Consider the following 19,738-nt stretch of genomic DNA (forward strand, 5'->3'; position numbering starts at 1 on the left):
AGTTGCAAGTGATCCGCTGCAACTTCGCTGTGACTTGTTTCGCGACTGCGCAGACCGCGCGCATGTCAGGCGAAGCCGGCCCAGTTGCGCTGCCGCACCAGCGGGTCGGCCGGCTCGTGTTCGGCGCAGTCGATGCGCAGGAACGAGATCGGCAGCGGCGCATTCACCAGCGCGCAGTGGTGCGCCACCTCGGCGCCGGGATACTTGTCGGCCTCGAAGTGGCGGCACGACAGACAGGCCCGCAGTTCGGGAAAGCGGTCGGTCTTCTGCAGCTGCGCGATCAGCTTGAACAGGCCGGTGAGCAGTTGCACCTGCTGCCCCGCCGGCAATTGCGAAGCGGCGTTGTCGGCGAACGCCAGCGCATGGCCCAGGCGCTGGGCGACGCGCTCGCCCTCCGGCGTCAGGTGCAGCGCGCTGGCGCGGCCGTCGTCCTCGGCGCGCGCCTTGCGCACCAGGCCCTTGTTGACCAGCGCCGCCACCGAATCGCTGGCGCTGGCCGCCGAGATCGACAACTGTTTCGCCAGCCACGACAGGCGCACGCCGCGCGTGCGGTGCTGCAGCAGGTGCAGGATCTCGGCCTGGGCCGGGTTCAGGCCCTCGGCGGTCGAGACTTCCCACATGCCGGCGCGCAGCACGGTGGCGATGCGGCCGATGGCGGTGACGATGCGGGCCGAGACGTCGGGCGTGCTGTCCCACGGAGTTTCAGGTTGGATGTCCATCGCGCCAGCATAGCAAACGGCCGGCCTGTGTCAAGGAGTCCTAATCACAGCGCCGCGCTGCTCCGGTGCAGCAGGTCGAGCCGGCGCACCAGTTCGCCCAGCACGATGCGGTACAGTTCGTCGCCCAGCACGCTGTCCTCGGCGCCGGCGTCGATGTTCGGGTTGTCGTTCACCTCGATCACGACCGGCCCGCGCGGCGTCATCTTCATGTCCACGCCATACAGGCCGTCGCCGATCAGGTCGGCCGCGGCGAGCGCGTGCGCCAGCAGGTCCGGCGGCACCTCGGGCAGCGGCACCGCGGCCGCCATCCCGAATTCGGCCTTGCCGTCGGCGTCGCGCTTGGCCACCTGCCAGTGGCCCTTCGACATGAAGTACTTGCTGGCGAAGATGGGCCGGCGATTGAGCACGCCGATGCGCCAGTCGAACTCGGTGTACATGTATTCCTGCACCAGGATCAGCGCCGACTGCTGCAGCAGTTCGCGCGCAGTGCGCCCGAATTCGGCGCCATCCCTGACCTTGACCACGCCGCGCGAAAAGGCGCCGTCCGGGATCTTCATCACCATCGGATAGCCGATCTGCGCCTCGATCGCGGCCAGGTCTTCGGAGTCGGCCCGTTGCAGGGTGAAGGTGCGCGGGGTCGGCACGTCGTGCAGGCGCAGCAGATCCGCCAGATAGACCTTGTTGGTGCAGCGCAGGATCGAGCCCGGATCGTCGATCACCACCAGTCCTTCGCGCTCGGCCTTCTTGGCGAACAGGTAGGTATGATGATTGACCGCCGTGGTCTCGCGGATGAACAGGGCATCGAATTCGGCCAGGCGCGCGATGTCGTGGCGCTCGATCAGCTCGACCTCGAGGCCGAGACTGCGCCCGACCGCGACGAAGCGCGCCAGCGCGCCCGGATTGCTCGGGGCCAGCTCTTCCTGCGGGTCGTGCAGCACGGCGATGCGGTAGCGATAGCGGCGCGCGGCCGGCGCCGTGTGCGGCAAACCGTGGAAGCCACGCAGCGCGTCGGCGCAGGCGGCGCGCTGGCGCTCGCCCAGCGCGCCCAGGTGCTGGGTGCGGATCGCGGCGATGCGCCAGGCAGCCGCGCCGCCATCGTCGTCGCGCGCGAAGTCGACCCGCATCAGCGGCGCCGGGAAGGTCTCGAAGATGCCGCGCGCCAGCGTCGCCAGCGGCGTGTAGTCGGTATGGCCGAACGCGATGTCGAGCGAGAACTCGACCGGCATCGGCATCCGCATGGTCACATCGGCGCCCAGCGCGTCGTTCAGGGCGCGATCCAGTTCGCCCGTGTCGAGCGTGTAGATCGCCTTGCGCGACAGGTCGTTGATGGTCTTCACCGATGGCAGCACCTGCTGGCCGCGCGCCTGCGCCATCAGCGAGCAGTAATACCCGACCGACAGGTATTTGTAGCTGCGGCACAGGTTGATCACCAGCGGCGGCTGGCCTTGCGCCGGCTGCGCGCCGGCCAGGAAGGTGGCGGCGTCGACGACCGCGCAGCGCTCGTCCCGCGGCCAGTCGCCGGCATGGTCGACCACCACCAGCACGCGCGGCGCGGACTGCTTGCGGGCGCTGGCCAGCGACACGGTGCGCGTTCGGGGCGGATCGGAATCGGGGTTGGCGTCGGTCGACGCGGATGGCGCACGGGGCGCGGCGGGGACAATCGTTCGAAGCGTGGTCATGGTGAACTGCCGAAGTTGATCGGGTCGCGCCGGGACAAGCGGCCGAGCGCAGGACCGACTCTAGCGGGCGCGCCATAAAAACCGCATAAAGAATCGCGGACTCCGGGACAAACGGATGTAAACGCCGTGCTTCACGCGCGCGCCGGCAGCGCCCACAACTCGACGTCGCGCGCTTCATCGCCGACGCGCCAGCGCGCATGCATCAGGCCTTCGCGTCGAAAACCCAGCCGCAGCAACAGCGCTTGCGACGCGCCGTTGCGCGGATCGACTTCGGCCTCGATGCGCTGCAAGCCGAGCACCTCGATGCCGTACGCAAGCAGCGCGCCCAGCGCTTCGCGCGCCAGCCCCTGCCCCCAGTACGCTGGCGCCAGCAGGTAGCCGAGCGTGGCGCGCCGGTGCTGGGCCACGACGTCGAACAGCGCGCAGCTGCCGATCAGCCCTTCTCCCGAACACGGCGCGATCGCCAGGTGCAGCGCGCGGCCGGCCAGCAGGTCGTCGCGTGCTTCCCGGATCGCCGCATGCGCCTGCGCGATGTCCGTCCACGGACCATGGCTCCAGTGACGCATCACCTGCGCGTCGCCATACAGCGCCAGCAGCGCCGGCGCGTCGTCATCGGCCAGCATGCGCAGCTGCAGCCGTCCGGTCGTCAGGAAATCGAAGTCGAAAGCGTTCATCGCGCAGCCGGGTAGTGACAAGGGCGCGCAGCTTACCCCGCCGGCGCGCGCCGCGGCAGGCCGTTTTTACACGGCGTTGACTGGCGGGGCGCCGTCTTTTTCGCTCTTTTTACCCGCCGCTTGCTACGCTTGGACGCATCGTATCTGCCTGGAGAACCCGCATGATCATCGCCATCGTCAACCAGCACGCCAACCTCGAACGCACCGTGGTGGCGCGCAACCTGGCCGTGCTGCGCGCGCGCAGCGGCCGCCGCGTGTGCCTGATGAACACCGACGGCGCCCATGCCCGTAGCGGCGGCGATTGGGGCAATGACCGCACCGCGGCCGGCCTGCGGCCCTGGATCGACACGCGCCAGGTCGGCAGCCGCGCGGTCAAGGCGCGCTTGAGCGCCCTGCGCCCGCTGTTCAACGACATCCTGATCGATGCGGGAACGCGCGACAGCGAGGAAGGCCGCTGCGTGCTGGCCTCGGCGCGGCTGGTCCTGGTGCCGGTGCGCGGCGACGCCATCGACCTTGATTGCCAGTACCGCCTGCTGCACCGCCTCAACGCCGCGCGCGCCTTCAATCGCGCCATGCGCGTGCTGTTCGTGGCCGTCACCGATGGCGCCGGCCCGACGTCCGACGAACGCGCGGCGGTGCTGGCGCACGTGGCGCGGGTGCACGACGCGGGCCTGGCCGCCACCGTCCTGCACGCCCCCTGCGCCCTCGACCACGGTCCCGGGCGCTGCGTGTGCGACGCCGAGACCTGCGATCCGCACGCCGCCGCCGAAATGCACGCGCTGTACGACGAAGTGTATGCGCCGGCGCCGCAGCTGGCCTTCGTCCCAGAGGTGCAGATGGGCGCGGCGCACGCGCTGTATCGCTGACAACCCCTTTACGGCGCCGGCCCCACTATTTGCTGTGTTTTTACAGGCGCCTGGCCAGACTGGCCCGGACGCTTCGACAAGGAGATTCATCATGTGGCAATCGACTTCCCGCTATCCCGCCCCACAACGCCAGGACACGCAGTCCGGCCGGCACGCCGCGCCCAGCATGGTCCGGCTGGAAGTGGACGCCGCTTCGGGCGAGCTGCTGCGTGCGGTGGTCATATGCGCCGGCGGCGACGCGGTGCGCTTCCTGCGCATCGACGCCTGCGCCCGCAGCGGTGCCGTGCGCGCCCTGCTGTGTGTGGAAGCGGACGCCGCGCCGGCGCTGCGCCGCGAAGTCCTGCGCCGCCTGCCGGGCTGCTCGTGGCAGCCGGCGCCGCATCGAGGAGAACAGCTGCATGCGTGCTGACACGAACAGGCGCGCCGGCCGGGCTGCGCGCGCACCCGCGGCGGCCACGATCCGGCGCGCCACGCTGGCCGACGTGGCCGCGCTGGTCGAGATCGAGAACGCCAGCTTCCCCGGCAACCGGCTCGACCGGCGGCGCTTTCGCTACCTGCTGGCGCATGCGCATGGCGTGATCCTGGTCGATGCCGTGAACGGCGCGACCGAACTGCGCGGCTACGTGCTGCTGCTGTTTCGCTCGAATTCGCCGGTGGCGCGCGTGTACTCGATCGCCACCGCCGCGCGCTACGTCAAGCAGGGCGTGGCGGCGCAACTGCTGCGCGCCGCCGAACGGCTGGCGCTGGACCACGGCTACACACGCCAGCACCTCGAGATCCGCGCCGACAATGCGGCCTCGCTGGCGCTGTTCGAAAGCCGCGGCTACCGCCGCTTCGGCCGCCACGCCGCCTACTACCACGACGGCATGGATGCGGTGCGCCTGGAAAAAGCACTGGAACGCTGAACGCCGGCGCCCAAGGGGTGGCGCCGGCGCGGCGCATGGCCGGCCTTACTGCAAGCTGCAGGCGTCGCCATCGCATGGCGGGTCGTCCGCCACCTCACGCTCTCGCGCCAGCAACTGTCCGATCAGCGCGCCTACCTGCAAATCCTCGGCGCGGCCGAACAGGCTGTGACGCAGCACGCCGTGCCGATCGAACAGCAGCAGGGTCGGCGTGCCGCGCAGGCCGTAGCGCGCCATGGTGCGCGGCACCGGTCCCGCCTCGCCCGGGCTGTCGATGCCGACCGGGAAGCCGATCCGGTATTCGTGCACGAACGCTTCCAGCGCAGCGCGCTGCATCGCCGCGTGGTGCTCGAACACCGTGTGCAGGCCGAGCACCGCGACCTCGTCAGGCGCGAACAGCTGGCGGATCGCCTTGGCCTGCGGGATGCCGTGCGAGACGCATCCCGGGCACAGCATCTGGAAGGCGTACACCGCCACCACCCGGCCACGCAGCGAGGCCAGCGTCGGCGCCTGCGGGGCGTTGAGCCAGCCGCTGACCTCGAACTCGGGCGCGGGCGCGCTCGCAAGATGAAGGTGGGCGGCGTTCATTGTGCGCGCAGCTTGACGCCGGGGAAGTCGAGCGGCACGTCGAAGGCCACGTTCACGTAATTGGTGAACAGGTTCAGCGCCACGTGCGCCATGATCTCGACGATCGCGCCATCGTCGAAGCCGGCCTCGCGCAATGCCGCCACCTCGCCCGCTTCCACGTGCCCGCGCTGGTCGACCACCGCCAGCGCGAAGCGCAGCGCGGCCGCGCTGCGCGGGTCGTCCGACAGGCCGGCCTGGGCCTGCGCCATCTGGTCGGCGCTGGCGCCGGCCTTGCGCCCCAGCGCCGTGTGCGCGGCCAGGCAGTAGTGGCACTCGTTGCGGTCGGCGATCGCGACCGCGATCTGTTCGCCCAGGCGCGCGCCGAGCGTGCCTTCGCCGAGCGCCCCGAACGCGCCCCACATGCTGGCCAGCGCCGCCGGCGAGTTGGCCACGCCGCGGAACATGTTGGGGACGACGCCGAAGGCGCCGTGGATCTGCTGCAGCAGTGCGGCACTGGCGCCCTGGGCGGTGGCGGGATTGACGAGTTCGATGCGGGACATGGCGTTTCCTTTCAGTTGTCGGGCCGGTCGAGGGTGCGGCCTCTTCACCCTATTTCATAGGAATCCTAAGTATTAATGTTATACAGATGGGCTTTATCGCGTTCATTCAGAAGAAACTCAAGCGAAGCCCATGGACACAGAATATCAGCTTCACTGTATTTGTCAAGGAGTCCTAATTATTATTTGCAAACGACAACGGCAGGTGCACCCGCCGTCGTGGACCGCTTACAGCTTGACGTTCAACGAGAGATAGGCCGAGCGCCCCGGCCCCGACGAAAACATCGGCTGGTACTGGCTCGCCGGCCAGAAGAAGTTGTCGTACCACGCGTACTCGTACTTGCGATCGGCCAGGTTGCGCACCTGCAGATCGAGGCTGACGCGCTGCGACAGCGCGTAACGCACGCTGGCGTCGAACAGCACGAAGCCGCCGTACTTGCCGAGCCCGTTCGGGCTGTCGACGAAGTAGTTGCCCTGCGCCCTGCCCTGCAGGCCGAAGCGCAGGCGGTCCGAGTGGCGGTATTCGGCGCCGGCGGTGGTGATGTGGCGCGGCGTCGAGAATACTTCCTTGCCGGCCAGCGAGACGCCGTCGGCGCCGAATGCCTTGGTCACTTCGGCCTTTTGCAGCGAGTGCGACATCCACAGGTCGAGCCTGTCGAACAAGCGGCCCGAGAGCTGGAGGTCGACGCCTTCGCGGCGCGTCTCGCCCAGGCCGACCGTGGTGCCGGTGGCCGGCATGTTGGCCACTTCGTCGGTCGCGTCCTGGCGCCACACGGCCAGGCGCAGGTCGGTGCGCGGCGCCGGCTTGAACTTCACGCCCAGCTCCTTGCCGGTGTTGATCGACGGCGCGAAGGTCGTTTGTCCCGGCACCAGGTAGGCCGGCCCGCCCGAGCCGGTCAGCACCTGGAATGTGCGGCCCCAGTTGGCGTAGACGCTGACGCTGTCGACCGGGCTGTAGACCATGCTCAGCTTCGGCTGGTCGATCCAGCCAGAATGCTGCAGCCGTCCCTCGATGCCGCTGGTGCGCGCCAGCGTATGGCCGTTGAACTTGTCGACCCGGTAGCCGGGGACGATCTTGAGTCCGTCGAACGGCCGGATGATGGCCTGCACGTAGGCGCCGACGTTGTCAAAGCTGTAGCGGTCGTCGTTCTGGACCTGGACCGGCTTGCCGAAATCGGTCGGCATGGCGTACGCAAAACGCTGGCGGCCATAGGCGTTGTCCTGCTGCTCGAGGTTGACGCCGGCGTCCAGCGTGACCTTGTCGCCGGTGCGCCAGGTCAGGTTGCTCATCAGGCCGATCTGCTCTTCGTCCCACAGGCGGCGCTGGCGCGGCGCGCTGCCGGCCGGGTTGCTGGTGAAGGTGACGCGGCGGTCGTCCTCGTACTTGTTGTAGTAGACCTTGTTGCTGAGGAAGGCATCGGGCGAGATCTGCCAGTCGAGGTGGACGCTGGCGTGGTGCATGTCGCGCTCGCTGCGGTCGTTGGCATTCTTGAGCGGGGACTGGCGCCGGTCCTGCGCCAGTTCGGCGGCGGTGAGAAAGCCCGGCTCGCCCGCTTCATGATGGTAGGTGCGCAGCACCAGGCCGGCCTTGAGCTTGTTGTCGTTCGAGGTCAGGAACCACTTGCCGCCCAGCGTGTACTTCTTCGAATCGGTGCCGCGGTATTCGTCCGAATCCTGGCGCGCCAGGATGTAGTTCTGGGCGAAGCCATTGGACTCGCGGCCGAGCGCCAGTTGCGCCTCCATGGTGTCGTAGCTGCCGTAGGTGAAGCGGGCGTCGGTGTAGTTGCCGCCCTGGCGCGTGCCGAAGTTGATGTTGCCGCCGATATTGTGCAAGCCGTAGCGCGGATCGTTGGTGCCGCGCACCACTTCGATGTAATCGACCTCGAGCGGGAAGATCATGTCGATGAAGCGCTGGTTGCCGCTGTTGACGTTGCTCGGAACGCCGTCGATCAGCACCTTGATGCCGTTGATGTAGCCTTCGCCGTTGAAGGCGCGGAAAGTCGCCTTGCCCGACTCGGCGCCCATGCGCGTCTCGGTCAGCTGCACGCCCGGCAGCTGGCCGACCAGCTCCCAGCTGTTCATCACGTTCTTGTCCTCGACCTTGTCGGCGCCCAGCACGTCGACCGAGGTCAGGACGCTGTTGCTCACCAGCGGACCGCTGCTCCTTTGCGCGTTGACGCGCACCTCGCCCATCACGATCGTGGCGTCCTGCGCCTGGGCAGTGGCAGTGAACAACGGCAGGACCGCGGCCAGGGCCAGCGGGAGCAACTTCTTCTTCATTGACGGTTATCCTTTTTGTGAGAACGGCAGCAAATTGCCATTCGATAATGATACCGCATTATCATTATTAAAGGGGACCATCGCCTGTCGAGAGGGCGGCTATGTGGGGCCGACAAGAAAACAGAAACCCCGGATTCATGACGAATTCCGGGGTTCTGTTCTGTTAGGCATTGCGCAGAAATGAAAAAAGCCACCCTGAGGTGGCTTGTTCCATGCTACTTGGCGGAGAGGGTGGGATTCGAACCCACGGTACGGTCACCCGTACGCCTGATTTCGAGTCAGGTACATTCGACCACTCTGCCACCTCTCCTGATTCGGTCGATTCTTGCTGTGAGCTGCAAGAGACCGCCATTATAGAGACATTTTGGAAAAATGGAAGGGTTAATTGATGCAAGCGGCATCCGCCCTTCCATTCAGCGCTTTACGCCGCCGGCGCCAGACGCTCCAGGCCGCCCATATACGGACGCAGCACTTCCGGAATGATCACGCTGCCGTCGGCCTGCTGGTAGTTCTCCAGCACCGCGACCAGGGTGCGGCCCACGGCCAGGCCCGAGCCGTTCAGGGTGTGCACCAGTTCCGGCTTGTTCTTGTCGTTGCGGAAGCGCGCGCTCATGCGGCGCGCCTGGAAGGCTTCGCAGTTCGACAGCGACGAGATCTCGCGGTAGGTGTTCTGTGCCGGCAGCCACACTTCCAGGTCATAGGTCATGGCGGCCGAGAACCCCATGTCGCCGGTGCACAGCTGCATCACGCGGTACGGCAGGCCGAGCGAGGTCAGGATGAATTCGGCCTGGCCGACCATCTCTTCCAGCGCCGCGTACGACTGTTCCGGATGCACCACCTGGACCAGCTCGACCTTGTCGAACTGGTGCTGGCGGATCATGCCGCGCGTGTCGCGGCCGTAGCTGCCGGCTTCCGAGCGGAAGCACGGGGTGTGGGCGGTCATCCTGATCGGCAGCTGGTCGAGCGCCACGATCTCGTCGCGCACCACGTTGGTCAGCGAGACTTCCGACGTCGGGATCAGGTAGAAGTTCTCGCCCTCGCCTTCGGCGCCGCCCTTCTTCACCGAGAACAGGTCGGCTTCGAACTTCGGCAGCTGGCCGGTGCCGCGCAGCGAATCGGCGTTGACCATGTACGGGGTGTAGCACTCGGTATAGCCGTGCTTGCCCGTGTGCGTATCGAGCATGAACTGCGCCAGCGCGCGGTGCAGGCGCGCCATGCCGCCCTTCATCATCGAGAAACGCGAACCGGTGACCTTGGTCGCGGTCTCGAAGTCCAGGCCCAGGCGCTCGCCGATGTCGACGTGGTCGCGCACCTCGAAGTCGAATTCGCGCGGGGCGCCGACCTTGCGCACCTCGACGTTGCCGCTTTCATCAAGGCCCTGCGGGGTGCTTTCGTGCGGCAGGTTCGGGATCGCGGCGATGAAGGTTGCCATCTTGGCCTGGACGTCGGCCAGCGCGACTTCGTTGGCCTTGAGCTCGTCGCCCAGTCCGGCGACTTCCGCCATCACGGCCGTGGTGTCTTCGCCTTTACCCTTGAGCATGCCGATCTGCTTGGACAGCGAGTTGCGCTTGCCCTGCAGTTCCTCGGTACGCGTCTGGATCGACTTGCGCTCCGATTCCAGCGCGTTGAAAGTGGCCACGTCGAGCTGGAACTTGCGGGTCGCCAGGCGTGCGCTGGCGGTGTCGATGTCTTTGCGGAGAAGTTGGATGTCAATCATGTCGGGGTGGACTGGTGTATGTCGAAAGCACAATTGTACCAAGCCGACCGGGTTTACTTTGCTTGTTTCGTAGGACGCTTCCTTGCAAGAAGCGAAGCTGGTTATGTACTGCTTGCCTTCCTGCCTTCCTTCTCTTCCTGCTTACCAGCCGCCGGCGGCCGCAGCCGCCCGGCGGCGGCTCAACGTGCAGCCAGGCGCGGCGCGCTCACGACCACGGTCTGGATCGTGGCCATGTCGATCGCCGGCGCGGTCGACGCCGCGATCTCGACCGGGCGTTCGTTGGCGATGGCGAAGCTGGCGGCCAGGCCCAGTGCGGCGGCGGCGAGGAACAGGGCTTCGAAGTTTTTACGGATGTTCATGATGCGCTCCTTCAGGGTCAAGTTCGGGGTCAGATGCGGGTTGGTATGGTGGTACTGTAGCCACCAGCCCAAGGCATCGCCATCGGCTTGCGATGAAGCGCATGAAACGCGGCGCAGAATGCGCGAATGCGCGACCGGCCGCACGTTGGCGGCCGGTTGAGCGAACTTCAGGAAAGTTGGCGCAGCCGCGTCCTGGAACGGCGCTTAAGAAGCGTCGCCCTGGGAGCGCGCATCGTCGTCCAGGCTGCGCAGCCAGGCCATCTTCTCGGCGATCTTGGCTTCCATCCCGCGCGGCACCGGCTGGTACCAGCCGGGCTCCGGCATCCCGTCCGGCAGATAGGTTTCGCCGGCCGCATACGCATGCGGCTCGTCGTGCGCGTAGCGGTATTCGTGGCCGTAGCCGAGCTCTTTCATGAGCTTGGTCGGCGCATTGCGCAGGTGTACCGGCACTTCGCGCGACTTGTCCTTGCGGACAAAACTCATCGCGGCGTTGAAGGCGTTGTAGCCGGCATTGCTCTTGGCCGCGATCGCCAGGTAGATCACGGCCTGGCCCAGCGCCAGCTCGCCCTCGGGCGAACCGAGCCGCTCATAGGTGGCGGCGGCGTCGTTGGCGAGCTGGATCGCGCGCGGGTCGGCGATGCCGATGTCTTCCCAGGCCATGCGCACGATGCGGCGCGACAGGTACTTGGCGTCGGCGCCGCCATCGAGCATGCGGCACAGCCAGTACAAGGCGGCGTCCGGATGCGAGCCGCGCACCGATTTGTGCAGGGCCGAGATCTGGTCGTAGAAATTGTCGCCGCCCTTGTCGAAGCGGCGCGCATTGAGCGTCAGCGCGTTCTCGACGAATTCGGCCGTGATGCGACCGATGCCGGCAGTGTCGCTTGACGTCTTGGTCTGCTCCAGCAGGTTCAGGAAGCGGCGCGCGTCGCCGTCGGCATAGCCGATCAGGGTGTCTATGGCGAGCTCGTCGAACTCGAGGTGCTGCAGCGCCTTCTCGCGCGCGCGCGCCAGCAGCTGGCGCATCTCGGCGTCGCTCAGCGCTTTCAGCACGTACACCTGCGAACGCGACAGCAGCGCGGAATTGACCTCGAACGACGGGTTCTCGGTGGTGGCGCCGATCAGGGTCACCAGGCCGCTCTCGACGAACGGCAGCAGCGCGTCCTGCTGCGACTTGTTGAAGCGGTGGATCTCGTCGATGAACAGGATCGTATGCTTGCCGCGGGCCAGGTACTGCTCGGCCTGCTCGATGGCGGCGCGGATGTCCTTCACGCCCGACAGCACCGCCGACAGCGCAATGAACTCGCATTCGAAGGCATGGGCGGTCAGGCGCGCCAGCGTGGTCTTGCCGACGCCCGGCGGGCCCCACAGAATCATCGAGTGTGGTTTGCCCGACTTGAAGACCAGGTTCAGCGGCTTGCCGGGCGCCAGCAGATGGCTCTGGCCGACCACTTCGTCGATGGTGCGCGGACGCAGCGCCTCGGCCAGCGGCGCGGCCGGCTCGGTCTTGAACAGGTCATCCATGGCGCGCTCCTTGCGAGCGCACCATGGCGGCGAATTGGTGCGAATGGTTGTGCATGGCCGTAGTGTAGCCGATGCACGCGCGCGCCGTTATCGATTCAAACCTATTGATTAACGACGTCGGCGCCCTGCGGCGTGGCGAACTTGAACTGCTGCGCGCCGAGCGCCGGGTTGCGCTGGAAGTTGGTGAACTTCAGCAGCGAGGTCTGGCCGAAGGAGTCCTTCAGCTCCATCGCCAGCGGCACGCCGCCCTTGAAGCCGATGCTGATCTGCTCGAACGAGGTGTCCTTCGCTTTCGGGGTGGCGTTCAGCCACTCCAGGCCGTCGCGCTCGCCGGCTTCGGCAAGGGTGAAGTTCTGTTCCAGGTTGTTGCTGCCGAACAGGATGGCGGCCGGGGACGAACCGAGGGCGTTGCCGAGTTTGCGCACGGTGACCTGGTTCAGGTCCTTGTCGTAGATGTACAGCTGTTCGCCGTCGGCTTGCAGGGTTTGTTCGTAGGGCTTCTGGTAGGTCCAGATGAATTTGCCGGGGCGGGCGAAGACGAAGGTGCCGCTCGAGATTGGCGTCGGCTTGCCGGCTTTGGGTTTGCCGAGCTGTTGCTGGGTGAAGTCGCCTTTGGCGGACTTGGTGCTGGCCACGAAGGATTTGAACTGGTCGAGGGCGGCGGCGTGGGATGCGCCGGAGAAGACCAAGGCGCTCGTGGCGAGCAGTGCGGCGGTCATGGTTTTGTTCATTGCGTGCATGCGGGTTCCTTTATTCTTGTTCGGGCCTTATCAAGGCGGGTTGGACGCGTCGGCGGCGGAGCCGCCAACCCTACGATAACGTTGTTTACCGGAAATTGTTGGACGCGTGGACGGGGGGGCGTCCACCCTGCCTTTGCCGTCGTAGGGTTGGCAGCTTCGCTGCCGACGCGTCCAACCGGCGTTCGCCGACCCAGGTCGACCGAACCACGCCTTATTCCGCGCTCGTCGCCGGCACCAGAATATCGCGGTTGCCGTTCGACTGCATCGGCGACACCACCCCGCTGGTTTCCATCTGCTCCAGCAGGCGCGCGGCGCGGTTGTAGCCGATGCGCAGGTGGCGCTGGACCAGCGAGATCGAGGCACGGCGGTTCTTGAGCACCACCTGCACCGCCTGGTCGTACAGGGCGTCGGACTCGCCGCCACCCTCGCCCGCCATGGCGTCGCCGCCGGCGCCGCCCTCTTCCAGCGTACCGCCTTCGAGGATGCCTTCAATATAATTCGGTTCGCCCAGCGACTGCAGGTGTTTTACAACTCGATGCACTTCGTCGTCCGACACGAAGGCGCCGTGCACCCGCACCGGCAGGCCGGTGCCGGGCGGCATGTACAGCATGTCGCCCATGCCCAGCAGCGTCTCGGCGCCCATCTGGTCCAGAATCGTGCGCGAGTCGATCTTGGACGAGACCTGGAACGCGATGCGGGTCGGGATGTTCGCCTTGATCAGGCCGGTAATCACGTCAACCGACGGACGCTGGGTCGCCAGGATCAGGTGGATGCCGGCCGCGCGCGCCTTCTGGGCGATGCGGGCGATCAGTTCTTCCACCTTCTTGCCGACCACCATCATCAGGTCGGCCAGCTCGTCGATGATGATGACGATGGTCGGCAGTTTTTCCAGCGGTTCCGGCGCGTCCGGCGTGATCGAGAACGGGTTCGGGATATGCTCTTCGCGCTTGGCTGCGTCCAGGATCTTGCCGTTGTAACCGGCCAGGTTACGCACGCCCAGCTTCGACATCAGCTTGTAGCGGCGCTCCATCTCGTTCACCGCCCAGTTCAGCGCATGGCCGGCCTGGCGCATGTCCGTGACCACCGGCGCCAGCAGGTGCGGAATGCCCTCGTACACCGACATTTCCAGCATCTTCGGGTCGATCAGGATCAGGCGCACGTCAGCCGGGTCGGCCTTGTACAGCAGCGACAGGATCGTGGCGTTGATGCCGACCGACTTACCGGAACCGGTAGTGCCCGCCACCAGCAGGTGCGGCATCTTGGCCAGGTCGGCCACCACGGGCTTGCCAGCGATGTCCTTGCCCAGCGCGACCGTCAGGCTGGAAACGCTGTCGCCATACACCTTTGAGCCCAGGATCTCGGTCAGGCGCACGATCTGGCGCTTCGGATTCGGCAGCTCGAGCGCCATGTAGTTCTTGCCCGGGATGGTCTCGACCACCCGGATCGAGGTCAGGGACAGCGAACGCGCCAGGTCGCGCGCCAGGTTGACGATCTGGCTGCCCTTGACGCCGGTGGCCGGCTCGATCTCGTAGCGGGTGACGACCGGGCCCGGATAGGCGGCCACGACCTTGGCTTCGACGCCGAAGTCGGACAGTTTCTTCTCGATCAGGCGGCTGGTGAACTCCAGCGTCTCGACGGAAACCGCTTCCTGCACCGGCGGCGCTTCGTCCAGCAGCGCCAGCGGCGGCAGGCCGCCCTCGCCCTGGTGCTCCTGGAACAGCGGCGTCTGGCGCTCCTTCTCGGCGCGTTCGGACTTGGGCACGCTGACCATCTGCGGCTCGATCTTGATACTTGGGACGGGCGCCGAGGCAGGCGGCAGGGACGACGCCGTGCTCGAAGCCGTAGCAGCAGTCGCGGCAGTCGCAGCAGCAGCGATCGGCGCCGCGGTGGCAGCACCTGGCGCACGCGGCGGCGCGAGGTCGAAGCTCGGCTCGGCCTTGACCACCGCGATCGGCGCATCGGCATGCTTTTCGGTGAACTTGGCGCGCTCGTTGACCACGGTCTCGTCGCGCTTGACGGCGGCCACTTCGCCCTGGCGCCGGTCTTCGATGTCTTCCATGCGCAGGCGGAACCAGTCCATGGTGGTCTCGATCGCGCCGCCGATGCGCTCGGCCACGGCCAGCCACGACACCTGGAAGAACAAGGAGAAGCCGAGGCCGAACAGCAGCAGCATCAGCAGCGTGGCGCCGGTGTAGCCGAAGGCGACGTGCGAGGCGTGGCCGAGCAGCTGGCCCAGCACGCCGCCCGGTTTGCGCGGCAATTCGACGTCCCAGGCCCACATGCGCAGGTATTCCAGGCCGACGCTGCCGGCGAACATGAAGGCAAAGCCGATCCAGCGCACGTACATTTCGCCGTGGTGCTCGGGCTCGCTCGCGCTGGCGCCCAGCTTGTCGGTCAGGCGCTGCCAGCCGCGCCACACCTGGCGCAGGAAGATCACGCCCAGCCACCAGGCCGAGAAGCCGAAGATGAACAGCAGCAGGTCGGACAGCCAGGCGCCCATCTTGCCGCCCAGGTTGGCGATCCTGGGCACGGCGTTGGCGTGTGACCAGCCCGGGTCAAGCTTGCTGTAGCTGACCAGGATCAGGACAAAATACAAAAAGGCGACCGCGCCGGCGATCCAGCGCGCTTCGGAAATCAGGCGCGACAGGCGGCCCGGCAGCGGCTGGCGCGCACTGCTCCTGCGGCCGGCGCTGCTGCCGGCGCTGCCGCTGGTGCTCTTGGTCCGTGTATAACCGGAGGTACTGGCTTGGCTGTTCTTGCTCATTGCGGGGTACTGCTGAAGTAAGTGCTATCGACGATCCGACCATTCTAAGCGATATATGGCTGCGTTGCCCCTACGATTCATGCTCAGCCGCATCGTCGTTCCTTACCTCGTCTATAATCTGCGGTCCCGGTTTTCACTTTGGCACACACAGCCGGCGCGGGTGGATGGCCCGTGCCGAACCCACACCGCTCTTGATTACGGTCAGGATCGCCCCACATAGCTGTGTGTCCAGATAACAACCAAATCAACAACTCAACTTCGTTAGCGCCGTCATGACTAATACCAAACACGCCAAAGTCCTCATCCTCGGTTCCGGTCCAGCCGGTTACAGCGCCGCCGTGTACGCCGCGCGCGCCAACCTGAAGCCGATGCTGGTGACCGGCGTCGAACAGGGCGGCCAGCTGATGACCACCACCGACGTCGAGAACTGGCCGGGCGACCCGCTGGGCGTGCAAGGTCCGGAACTGATGCAGCGCCTGCTGCAGCATGCCGAGCGCTTCAACACCGAGATCGTGTTCGACCACATCCACACGACCTACCTGAACGAGCGTCCAATCCGCCTGGTCGGCGACAGCAACACCTATACCTGCGACGCCCTGATCATCGCCACCGGCGCCTCGGCCCAGTACCTGGGCCTGGAATCGGAACAGGCCTTCATGGGCCGCGGCGTGTCGGCCTGCGCCACCTGCGACGGCTTCTTCTACCGCAACCAGGAAGTGGCGGTGATCGGCGGCGGCAACACCGCGGTCGAGGAAGCCCTGTACCTGGCCGGCATCGCCTCGAAAGTCACCGTGATCCACCGCCGCGACAAGTTCCGTGCAGAGCCGATCCTGGTCGACCGCATGATGCACAAGGTCGCCGAAGGCAAGATTGTGTTGGAAACCAACCACACCCTGGACGAAGTGCTGGGCGACGCCAGCGGCGTCACCGCGCTGCGCCTGAAGTCGTCGGTCACCGGCGAGACCAAGGAACTGAACGTGCATGGCCTGTTCGTGGCGATCGGCCACAAGCCGAACACCGGCATCTTCGAAGGCCAGCTGGACATGAAGGACGGCTACATCAAGACCCGTTCCGGCACCGAAGGCATGGCCACCGCCACCAACATCCCGGGCGTGTTCGCCGCCGGCGACGTGCAGGACCACATCTACCGCCAGGCGATCACCAGCTCGGGCACCGGCTGCATGGCCGCGCTCGACGCCCAGCGCTACCTGGAAGCACTGGAAGACGATCCGAAATAAGGCACACGAAGGAACGACACGATGGCGGGCATGAAGGATTTCGCTGACCTCAAGGGCTTGCGCGACCGGCTCAAGGAAGAGGAGCGCGTGCGCGCCATCGAGCAGGCCGAGCGCGAGAAGCGCGAGCGCATCGCGCGCGAACGCGCGGTCGAGTTCCGCACCTCGATGGAAGGCGTGCACAAGCTGCCCGAATCGGACCGCTACGTGCATCGCCCGGTGTATGTGGCGCCCGACCGTGCGGCCATCGCCAGGGCCGTGCTCAGCCCGGAGGAAGAAACCGCCGCCGTGCTGCGCGAATCGCTGTCCGACCTGTTCGACGTCGAAGGCATGCTGGACGAAGACCCGGCCTTGAGCTACAGCCGCGACGGCGTCGGCCCCGATGTCGTCAAGAAGCTGCGCAAGCGCCATTGGCCGATCCAGGACGAGCTCGACCTGCACGGCCTGACCCGCGACGGCGCGCGCGACGCCGTCACCGACTTCCTGCACCGCGCCAACCGGCGCGGAGTGCGCTGCGTGCGCATCATCCACGGCATCGGCTACGGCTCGCCGCGCGGCGAACCGGTGCTGCGCGGCGTGGTGCACAGCTGGCTGGTGCAGAAGAACGAAGTGATCGCCTTCTGCGCCGCCGGCCGCTCGGACGGCGGCCACGGCGCACTGGTGGTGCTGCTGCGCCCTGCCCTGATCGACCTTCACGCTTGAGCTTCAGGCTTGCTTCAGGCATGCATGTGACAATGTGCTGTTTCAAAGTTGCAATTGCGCCAGAATTCGTCCGTTAATTGTAGAATCCCTGTTGGCCGGAAATTTCCGGTATTCACTATAAAGGGTGGTGTGATTTGAAGGCAACTCAAGCAGTGCCAATGGAACATGGACGCCAGGTTGACCTGTCATCCTGCGCGGACGAGCCGATTCACATCCCCGGCTCGGTCCAGCCCCATGGCGCCTTGCTGTTCTTCGGTCGCGACGGCCTGCTGGCCGGCTGGAGCGCCAACGCCCCCGCCCTGCTCGGCCTCGCCCCGCAGCTGGGCCTGGCATATGACGTCCTTGGCCTGCCCGCCTGCGCCTGCGAGCTGATCGCCGATTGCGTCGGCCTGGACGACGACGACGCCGCGCCGGGCGTGTGCGCGGCCACCATCGGCGGCACCGAATTCGACTGCGTGGCGCACCGCTCGTACGAGCGCATCATCATCGAGTTCGAAAAGCGCGAAGTCTCCGCCGACGAAGTGTCGCAGTTCGCGATCCGAGCCCACGGCTCGATCGACCGCCTGCGGCGCCAGAAGACCATCGACGGCCTGCTGGGCGCCGCGGTCCAGCAGGTGCGCGAGTTCACCGGGTTCGACCGCGTGATGGCCTACCGCTTTCGCCCCGACGACAGCGGCGACGTGGTCGCCGAAAGCCGGCGCGACGACCTGGTGCCCTACCTCGGCCAGCGCTATCCGGCCGGCGACATCCCGGCCCAGGCGCGCCGCCTGTACATCCTGAACACCCTGCGCATGATCGTCGACATGGACTACGACGCCGTGCCGCTGCTGGGCGAGCCGGATGCGGCGCCGCTCGACATGAGCTTCGCCCTGCTGCGCAGCGTGTCGCCGATCCACGTCGAATACCTGAAGAACATGGGCGTGCGCGCCTCGATGAGCGTGTCGATCGTGATCAACGGCCGCCTGTGGGGGCTGATCGCCTGCCACCACATGGCGCCGAAACCGGTGCCGTATGCGATCCGGATGGCGGCCGACGTGCTGGCGCAAGTGATGGCCTCGACCATCCACAGCATCGAGGCGCGCCTGGACGCCGACCTGGCCGAGCAGTCGGCGCGGGTACGCACCGCGCTGGTCGAGTCGCTGCTGCTGGACGACGATCCGCTCGACACGCTGACCGCGCACGCACGCGCCCTGATGAGCGCTTCCGGCGCCCAGGCGCTGCTGGCCACCCAGCACGGCAAGACCGTGGCGTTCTGCGCCGGCCTGGGCGGCGCGCCCAAGGAACTGCCCGAGGGCCTGGCCGAGTCGATCGTCGCCTCGCTGCCCGAACATCAGCACGACCTGGTGGTGCGCGAGATGGCGGCCGACTGGCCGCCGGCGCTGCAGCCGCAGCTCGGCAAATGGGTCGGGATGCTGGCCCTGCCGTTCGACCCGCTGTCGCACGGCTGGTGCGTGCTGCTGCGGGTGGAGCAGATCGAACAGGTCACCTGGGGCGGCCGCCCCGGCAAGATCGCCGCCGGCCCGCTGGGCGAACGCCTGACCCCGCGCGGCTCGTTCGACGCCTGGTACGAGACGGTGCGCGGCAGCGCCCACCCGTGGGAGCCGGCGGTGCTGGCCAATGCGCGCCTGACGCTGGCCGAACTGGTGCGCGCGGTCAGCGCGCACCGGGCCCAGACCGAGGCCACCCGCGCCCAGTTGCTGGCGATGCTCGGCCACGACCTGCGCGATCCGCTGCACTCGATCAATATGGCCGGCATGGTGCTGGAACGCACCGGCGGCGCCGCCGGCGGCAACCAGCCGACGCTGGGCAAGCGCATCCAGTCCTCGACCAACCGCATGCAGCGCATGATCGGCCAGGTGCTGGACATGAGCCGCATCGACCGCGGCATGGGCCTGGGCGTGGCGCCCGAGCCGGTGGAACTGTCGGCGCTGGTCGAAGACCTGCTGGACGAAGCGCGCATGGCCTATCCGTCGATCGCGTTCGAGCTGGCCTGCGACGAAGCGGCCACGGTAAACGCCGACAGCTCGCGCCTGGCGCAGGTGCTGTCCAACCTGCTGAGTAACGCGCGCCACCACGGCGAGCCGGGCAAGCCGATCGGCGTGTGCCTGTCTCGCCGCGATGGCCAGGCCGTGATCGAGGTGTCGAACGTGGGAAAGTCGATCCCGCCCGAGGTGGCGGCGACGCTGTTCAATCCGTTCAAGCGCACCTCGCTCAATAACCCGCGCAACCGCACCGGCATGGGTCTCGGCCTGTACATCGCGCAGCAGATCGTGCGCGAGCACCGCGGCGAGATCCGCTACCGGCACGAGGATGATCGGGTGATCTTCGAGGTGCGCTTGCCGCTGGCGTAAGCCCGGCGCCGGCAATCCCATTCCGAACGATGCGTAGGGTGACGGGTCTCCCGTCCACGCGTCCAACCGCCCTATGGCGGCCGCGCGGCTGCTTCCTGCCGCTTG

Annotated in this window: 17 protein-coding genes and 1 tRNA gene; 6 read left to right on the forward strand and 12 right to left on the reverse strand. The window is 66.9% G+C overall.

Going from position 1 to position 19,738, the window contains the following annotated elements:
- Positions 1-65: 65 nt before the first annotated feature.
- The 3 genes from QPK27_RS14590 to QPK27_RS14600 form a co-directional block, all read right to left on the reverse strand.
- Positions 66-719, reverse strand: coding sequence for a MarR family winged helix-turn-helix transcriptional regulator (locus QPK27_RS14590; protein WP_290418980.1), 654 nt, complete (start codon positions 717-719; stop codon positions 66-68).
- A gap of 44 nt (positions 720-763) precedes the next feature.
- Entirely contained in the window at positions 764-2,398 is a 1,635-nt protein-coding gene (locus QPK27_RS14595; protein WP_290418981.1) for a RimK family protein, read from the reverse strand.
- 131 nt (positions 2,399-2,529) lie between these two features.
- A complete protein-coding gene (locus tag QPK27_RS14600; protein ID WP_290418982.1) occupies positions 2,530-3,072 on the reverse strand; it encodes a GNAT family N-acetyltransferase in 543 nt (180 codons plus the stop codon).
- 161 nt (positions 3,073-3,233) lie between these two features.
- Here QPK27_RS14600 and QPK27_RS14605 point away from each other — a divergent pair, with 161 nt between their 5' ends.
- The 3 genes from QPK27_RS14605 to QPK27_RS14615 all read left to right on the forward strand — a co-directional run bounded on the left by QPK27_RS14605 (position 3,234) and on the right by QPK27_RS14615 (position 4,843).
- Positions 3,234-3,938, forward strand: a complete 705-nt coding sequence (locus QPK27_RS14605) for a hypothetical protein (protein ID WP_290418983.1) — start codon at positions 3,234-3,236, stop codon at positions 3,936-3,938.
- 91 nt (positions 3,939-4,029) lie between these two features.
- On the forward strand, positions 4,030-4,347 hold the full coding sequence (locus QPK27_RS14610) for a hypothetical protein (protein ID WP_290418984.1): 318 nt from the start codon (positions 4,030-4,032) through the stop codon (positions 4,345-4,347).
- Positions 4,337-4,843 carry an N-acetyltransferase gene (locus QPK27_RS14615; protein ID WP_290418985.1) on the forward strand — a complete coding sequence of 169 codons (507 nt, stop codon included), beginning with the start codon at positions 4,337-4,339 and terminating at the stop codon, positions 4,841-4,843. The genes QPK27_RS14610 and QPK27_RS14615 overlap by 11 nt, the downstream gene beginning before the upstream one ends.
- 45 nt (positions 4,844-4,888) lie before the next feature.
- Here the strand turns inward: QPK27_RS14615 and QPK27_RS14620 are convergent, their stop codons facing one another.
- The 9 genes from QPK27_RS14620 to QPK27_RS14660 all read right to left on the reverse strand — a co-directional run bounded on the left by QPK27_RS14620 (position 4,889) and on the right by QPK27_RS14660 (position 15,345).
- Complete coding sequence (locus QPK27_RS14620; RefSeq protein WP_290418986.1) at positions 4,889-5,428, reverse strand: redoxin domain-containing protein; 540 nt, start codon at positions 5,426-5,428, stop codon at positions 4,889-4,891.
- Positions 5,425-5,967 (reverse strand): carboxymuconolactone decarboxylase family protein, encoded by a 543-nt coding sequence (locus tag QPK27_RS14625; RefSeq protein ID WP_290418987.1) that lies wholly within the window; start codon positions 5,965-5,967, stop codon positions 5,425-5,427. The genes QPK27_RS14620 and QPK27_RS14625 overlap by 4 nt, the downstream gene beginning before the upstream one ends.
- A gap of 225 nt (positions 5,968-6,192) precedes the next feature.
- A complete protein-coding gene (locus QPK27_RS14630; protein ID WP_290418988.1) occupies positions 6,193-8,244 on the reverse strand; it encodes a TonB-dependent receptor in 2,052 nt (683 codons plus the stop codon).
- A gap of 220 nt (positions 8,245-8,464) precedes the next feature.
- Positions 8,465-8,554: transfer RNA gene (locus QPK27_RS14635), tRNA-Ser, on the reverse strand.
- 111 nt (positions 8,555-8,665) lie between these two features.
- A complete protein-coding gene (serS, locus tag QPK27_RS14640; RefSeq protein ID WP_290418989.1) occupies positions 8,666-9,961 on the reverse strand; it encodes a serine--tRNA ligase in 1,296 nt (431 codons plus the stop codon).
- A 179-nt stretch (positions 9,962-10,140) separates the two neighbouring features.
- Positions 10,141-10,320, reverse strand: a complete 180-nt coding sequence (locus QPK27_RS14645; protein WP_290418990.1) for a hypothetical protein — start codon at positions 10,318-10,320, stop codon at positions 10,141-10,143.
- Between the two features lie 204 nt (positions 10,321-10,524).
- Positions 10,525-11,841, reverse strand: coding sequence for a replication-associated recombination protein A (locus QPK27_RS14650; RefSeq protein WP_290418991.1), 1,317 nt, complete (start codon positions 11,839-11,841; stop codon positions 10,525-10,527).
- 101 nt (positions 11,842-11,942) lie between these two features.
- Positions 11,943-12,581: an outer membrane lipoprotein chaperone LolA gene (gene lolA, locus QPK27_RS14655; RefSeq protein WP_290418992.1), complete on the reverse strand. Its 639-nt coding sequence runs from the start codon at positions 12,579-12,581 to the stop codon at positions 11,943-11,945.
- A gap of 211 nt (positions 12,582-12,792) precedes the next feature.
- A complete protein-coding gene (locus QPK27_RS14660) occupies positions 12,793-15,345 on the reverse strand; it encodes a DNA translocase FtsK (protein ID WP_290418993.1) in 2,553 nt (850 codons plus the stop codon).
- A gap of 272 nt (positions 15,346-15,617) precedes the next feature.
- Here QPK27_RS14660 and trxB point away from each other — a divergent pair, with 272 nt between their 5' ends.
- From trxB to QPK27_RS14675, 3 genes are all read left to right on the forward strand, one after another.
- Positions 15,618-16,583 carry a thioredoxin-disulfide reductase gene (trxB, locus tag QPK27_RS14665; protein ID WP_290418994.1) on the forward strand — a complete coding sequence of 322 codons (966 nt, stop codon included), beginning with the start codon at positions 15,618-15,620 and terminating at the stop codon, positions 16,581-16,583.
- 21 nt (positions 16,584-16,604) lie between these two features.
- A complete protein-coding gene (locus tag QPK27_RS14670) occupies positions 16,605-17,282 on the forward strand; it encodes a Smr/MutS family protein (protein WP_290418995.1) in 678 nt (225 codons plus the stop codon).
- Between the two features lie 158 nt (positions 17,283-17,440).
- Positions 17,441-19,633 carry an ATP-binding protein gene (locus tag QPK27_RS14675; RefSeq protein ID WP_290418996.1) on the forward strand — a complete coding sequence of 731 codons (2,193 nt, stop codon included), beginning with the start codon at positions 17,441-17,443 and terminating at the stop codon, positions 19,631-19,633.
- Positions 19,634-19,738: the final 105 nt, after the last annotated feature.

The sequence above is a fragment of the Massilia sp. YIM B02443 genome, assembly GCF_030411955.1.
Lineage (GTDB): Bacteria > Pseudomonadota > Gammaproteobacteria > Burkholderiales > Burkholderiaceae_D > Telluria.

Coding starts and splice junctions, on each gene's coding strand:
- QPK27_RS14675 (WP_290418996.1), top strand. CDS start 17,441: ATGGAACATGGACGCCAGGTTGACCTGTCATCCTGCGCGGACGAGCCG.
- QPK27_RS14615 (WP_290418985.1), top strand. CDS start 4,337: ATGCGTGCTGACACGAACAGGCGCGCCGGCCGGGCTGCGCGCGCACCC.
- QPK27_RS14630 (WP_290418988.1), bottom strand. CDS start 8,244: ATGAAGAAGAAGTTGCTCCCGCTGGCCCTGGCCGCGGTCCTGCCGTTG.
- QPK27_RS14600 (WP_290418982.1), bottom strand. CDS start 3,072: ATGAACGCTTTCGACTTCGATTTCCTGACGACCGGACGGCTGCAGCTG.
- trxB (WP_290418994.1), top strand. CDS start 15,618: ATGACTAATACCAAACACGCCAAAGTCCTCATCCTCGGTTCCGGTCCA.
- QPK27_RS14610 (WP_290418984.1), top strand. CDS start 4,030: ATGTGGCAATCGACTTCCCGCTATCCCGCCCCACAACGCCAGGACACG.
- QPK27_RS14595 (WP_290418981.1), bottom strand. CDS start 2,398: ATGACCACGCTTCGAACGATTGTCCCCGCCGCGCCCCGTGCGCCATCC.
- QPK27_RS14620 (WP_290418986.1), bottom strand. CDS start 5,428: ATGAACGCCGCCCACCTTCATCTTGCGAGCGCGCCCGCGCCCGAGTTC.
- QPK27_RS14625 (WP_290418987.1), bottom strand. CDS start 5,967: ATGTCCCGCATCGAACTCGTCAATCCCGCCACCGCCCAGGGCGCCAGT.
- QPK27_RS14650 (WP_290418991.1), bottom strand. CDS start 11,841: ATGGATGACCTGTTCAAGACCGAGCCGGCCGCGCCGCTGGCCGAGGCG.
- QPK27_RS14605 (WP_290418983.1), top strand. CDS start 3,234: ATGATCATCGCCATCGTCAACCAGCACGCCAACCTCGAACGCACCGTG.
- QPK27_RS14645 (WP_290418990.1), bottom strand. CDS start 10,320: ATGAACATCCGTAAAAACTTCGAAGCCCTGTTCCTCGCCGCCGCCGCA.
- lolA (WP_290418992.1), bottom strand. CDS start 12,581: ATGCACGCAATGAACAAAACCATGACCGCCGCACTGCTCGCCACGAGC.
- serS (WP_290418989.1), bottom strand. CDS start 9,961: ATGATTGACATCCAACTTCTCCGCAAAGACATCGACACCGCCAGCGCA.
- QPK27_RS14590 (WP_290418980.1), bottom strand. CDS start 719: ATGGACATCCAACCTGAAACTCCGTGGGACAGCACGCCCGACGTCTCG.
- QPK27_RS14660 (WP_290418993.1), bottom strand. CDS start 15,345: ATGAGCAAGAACAGCCAAGCCAGTACCTCCGGTTATACACGGACCAAG.
- QPK27_RS14670 (WP_290418995.1), top strand. CDS start 16,605: ATGGCGGGCATGAAGGATTTCGCTGACCTCAAGGGCTTGCGCGACCGG.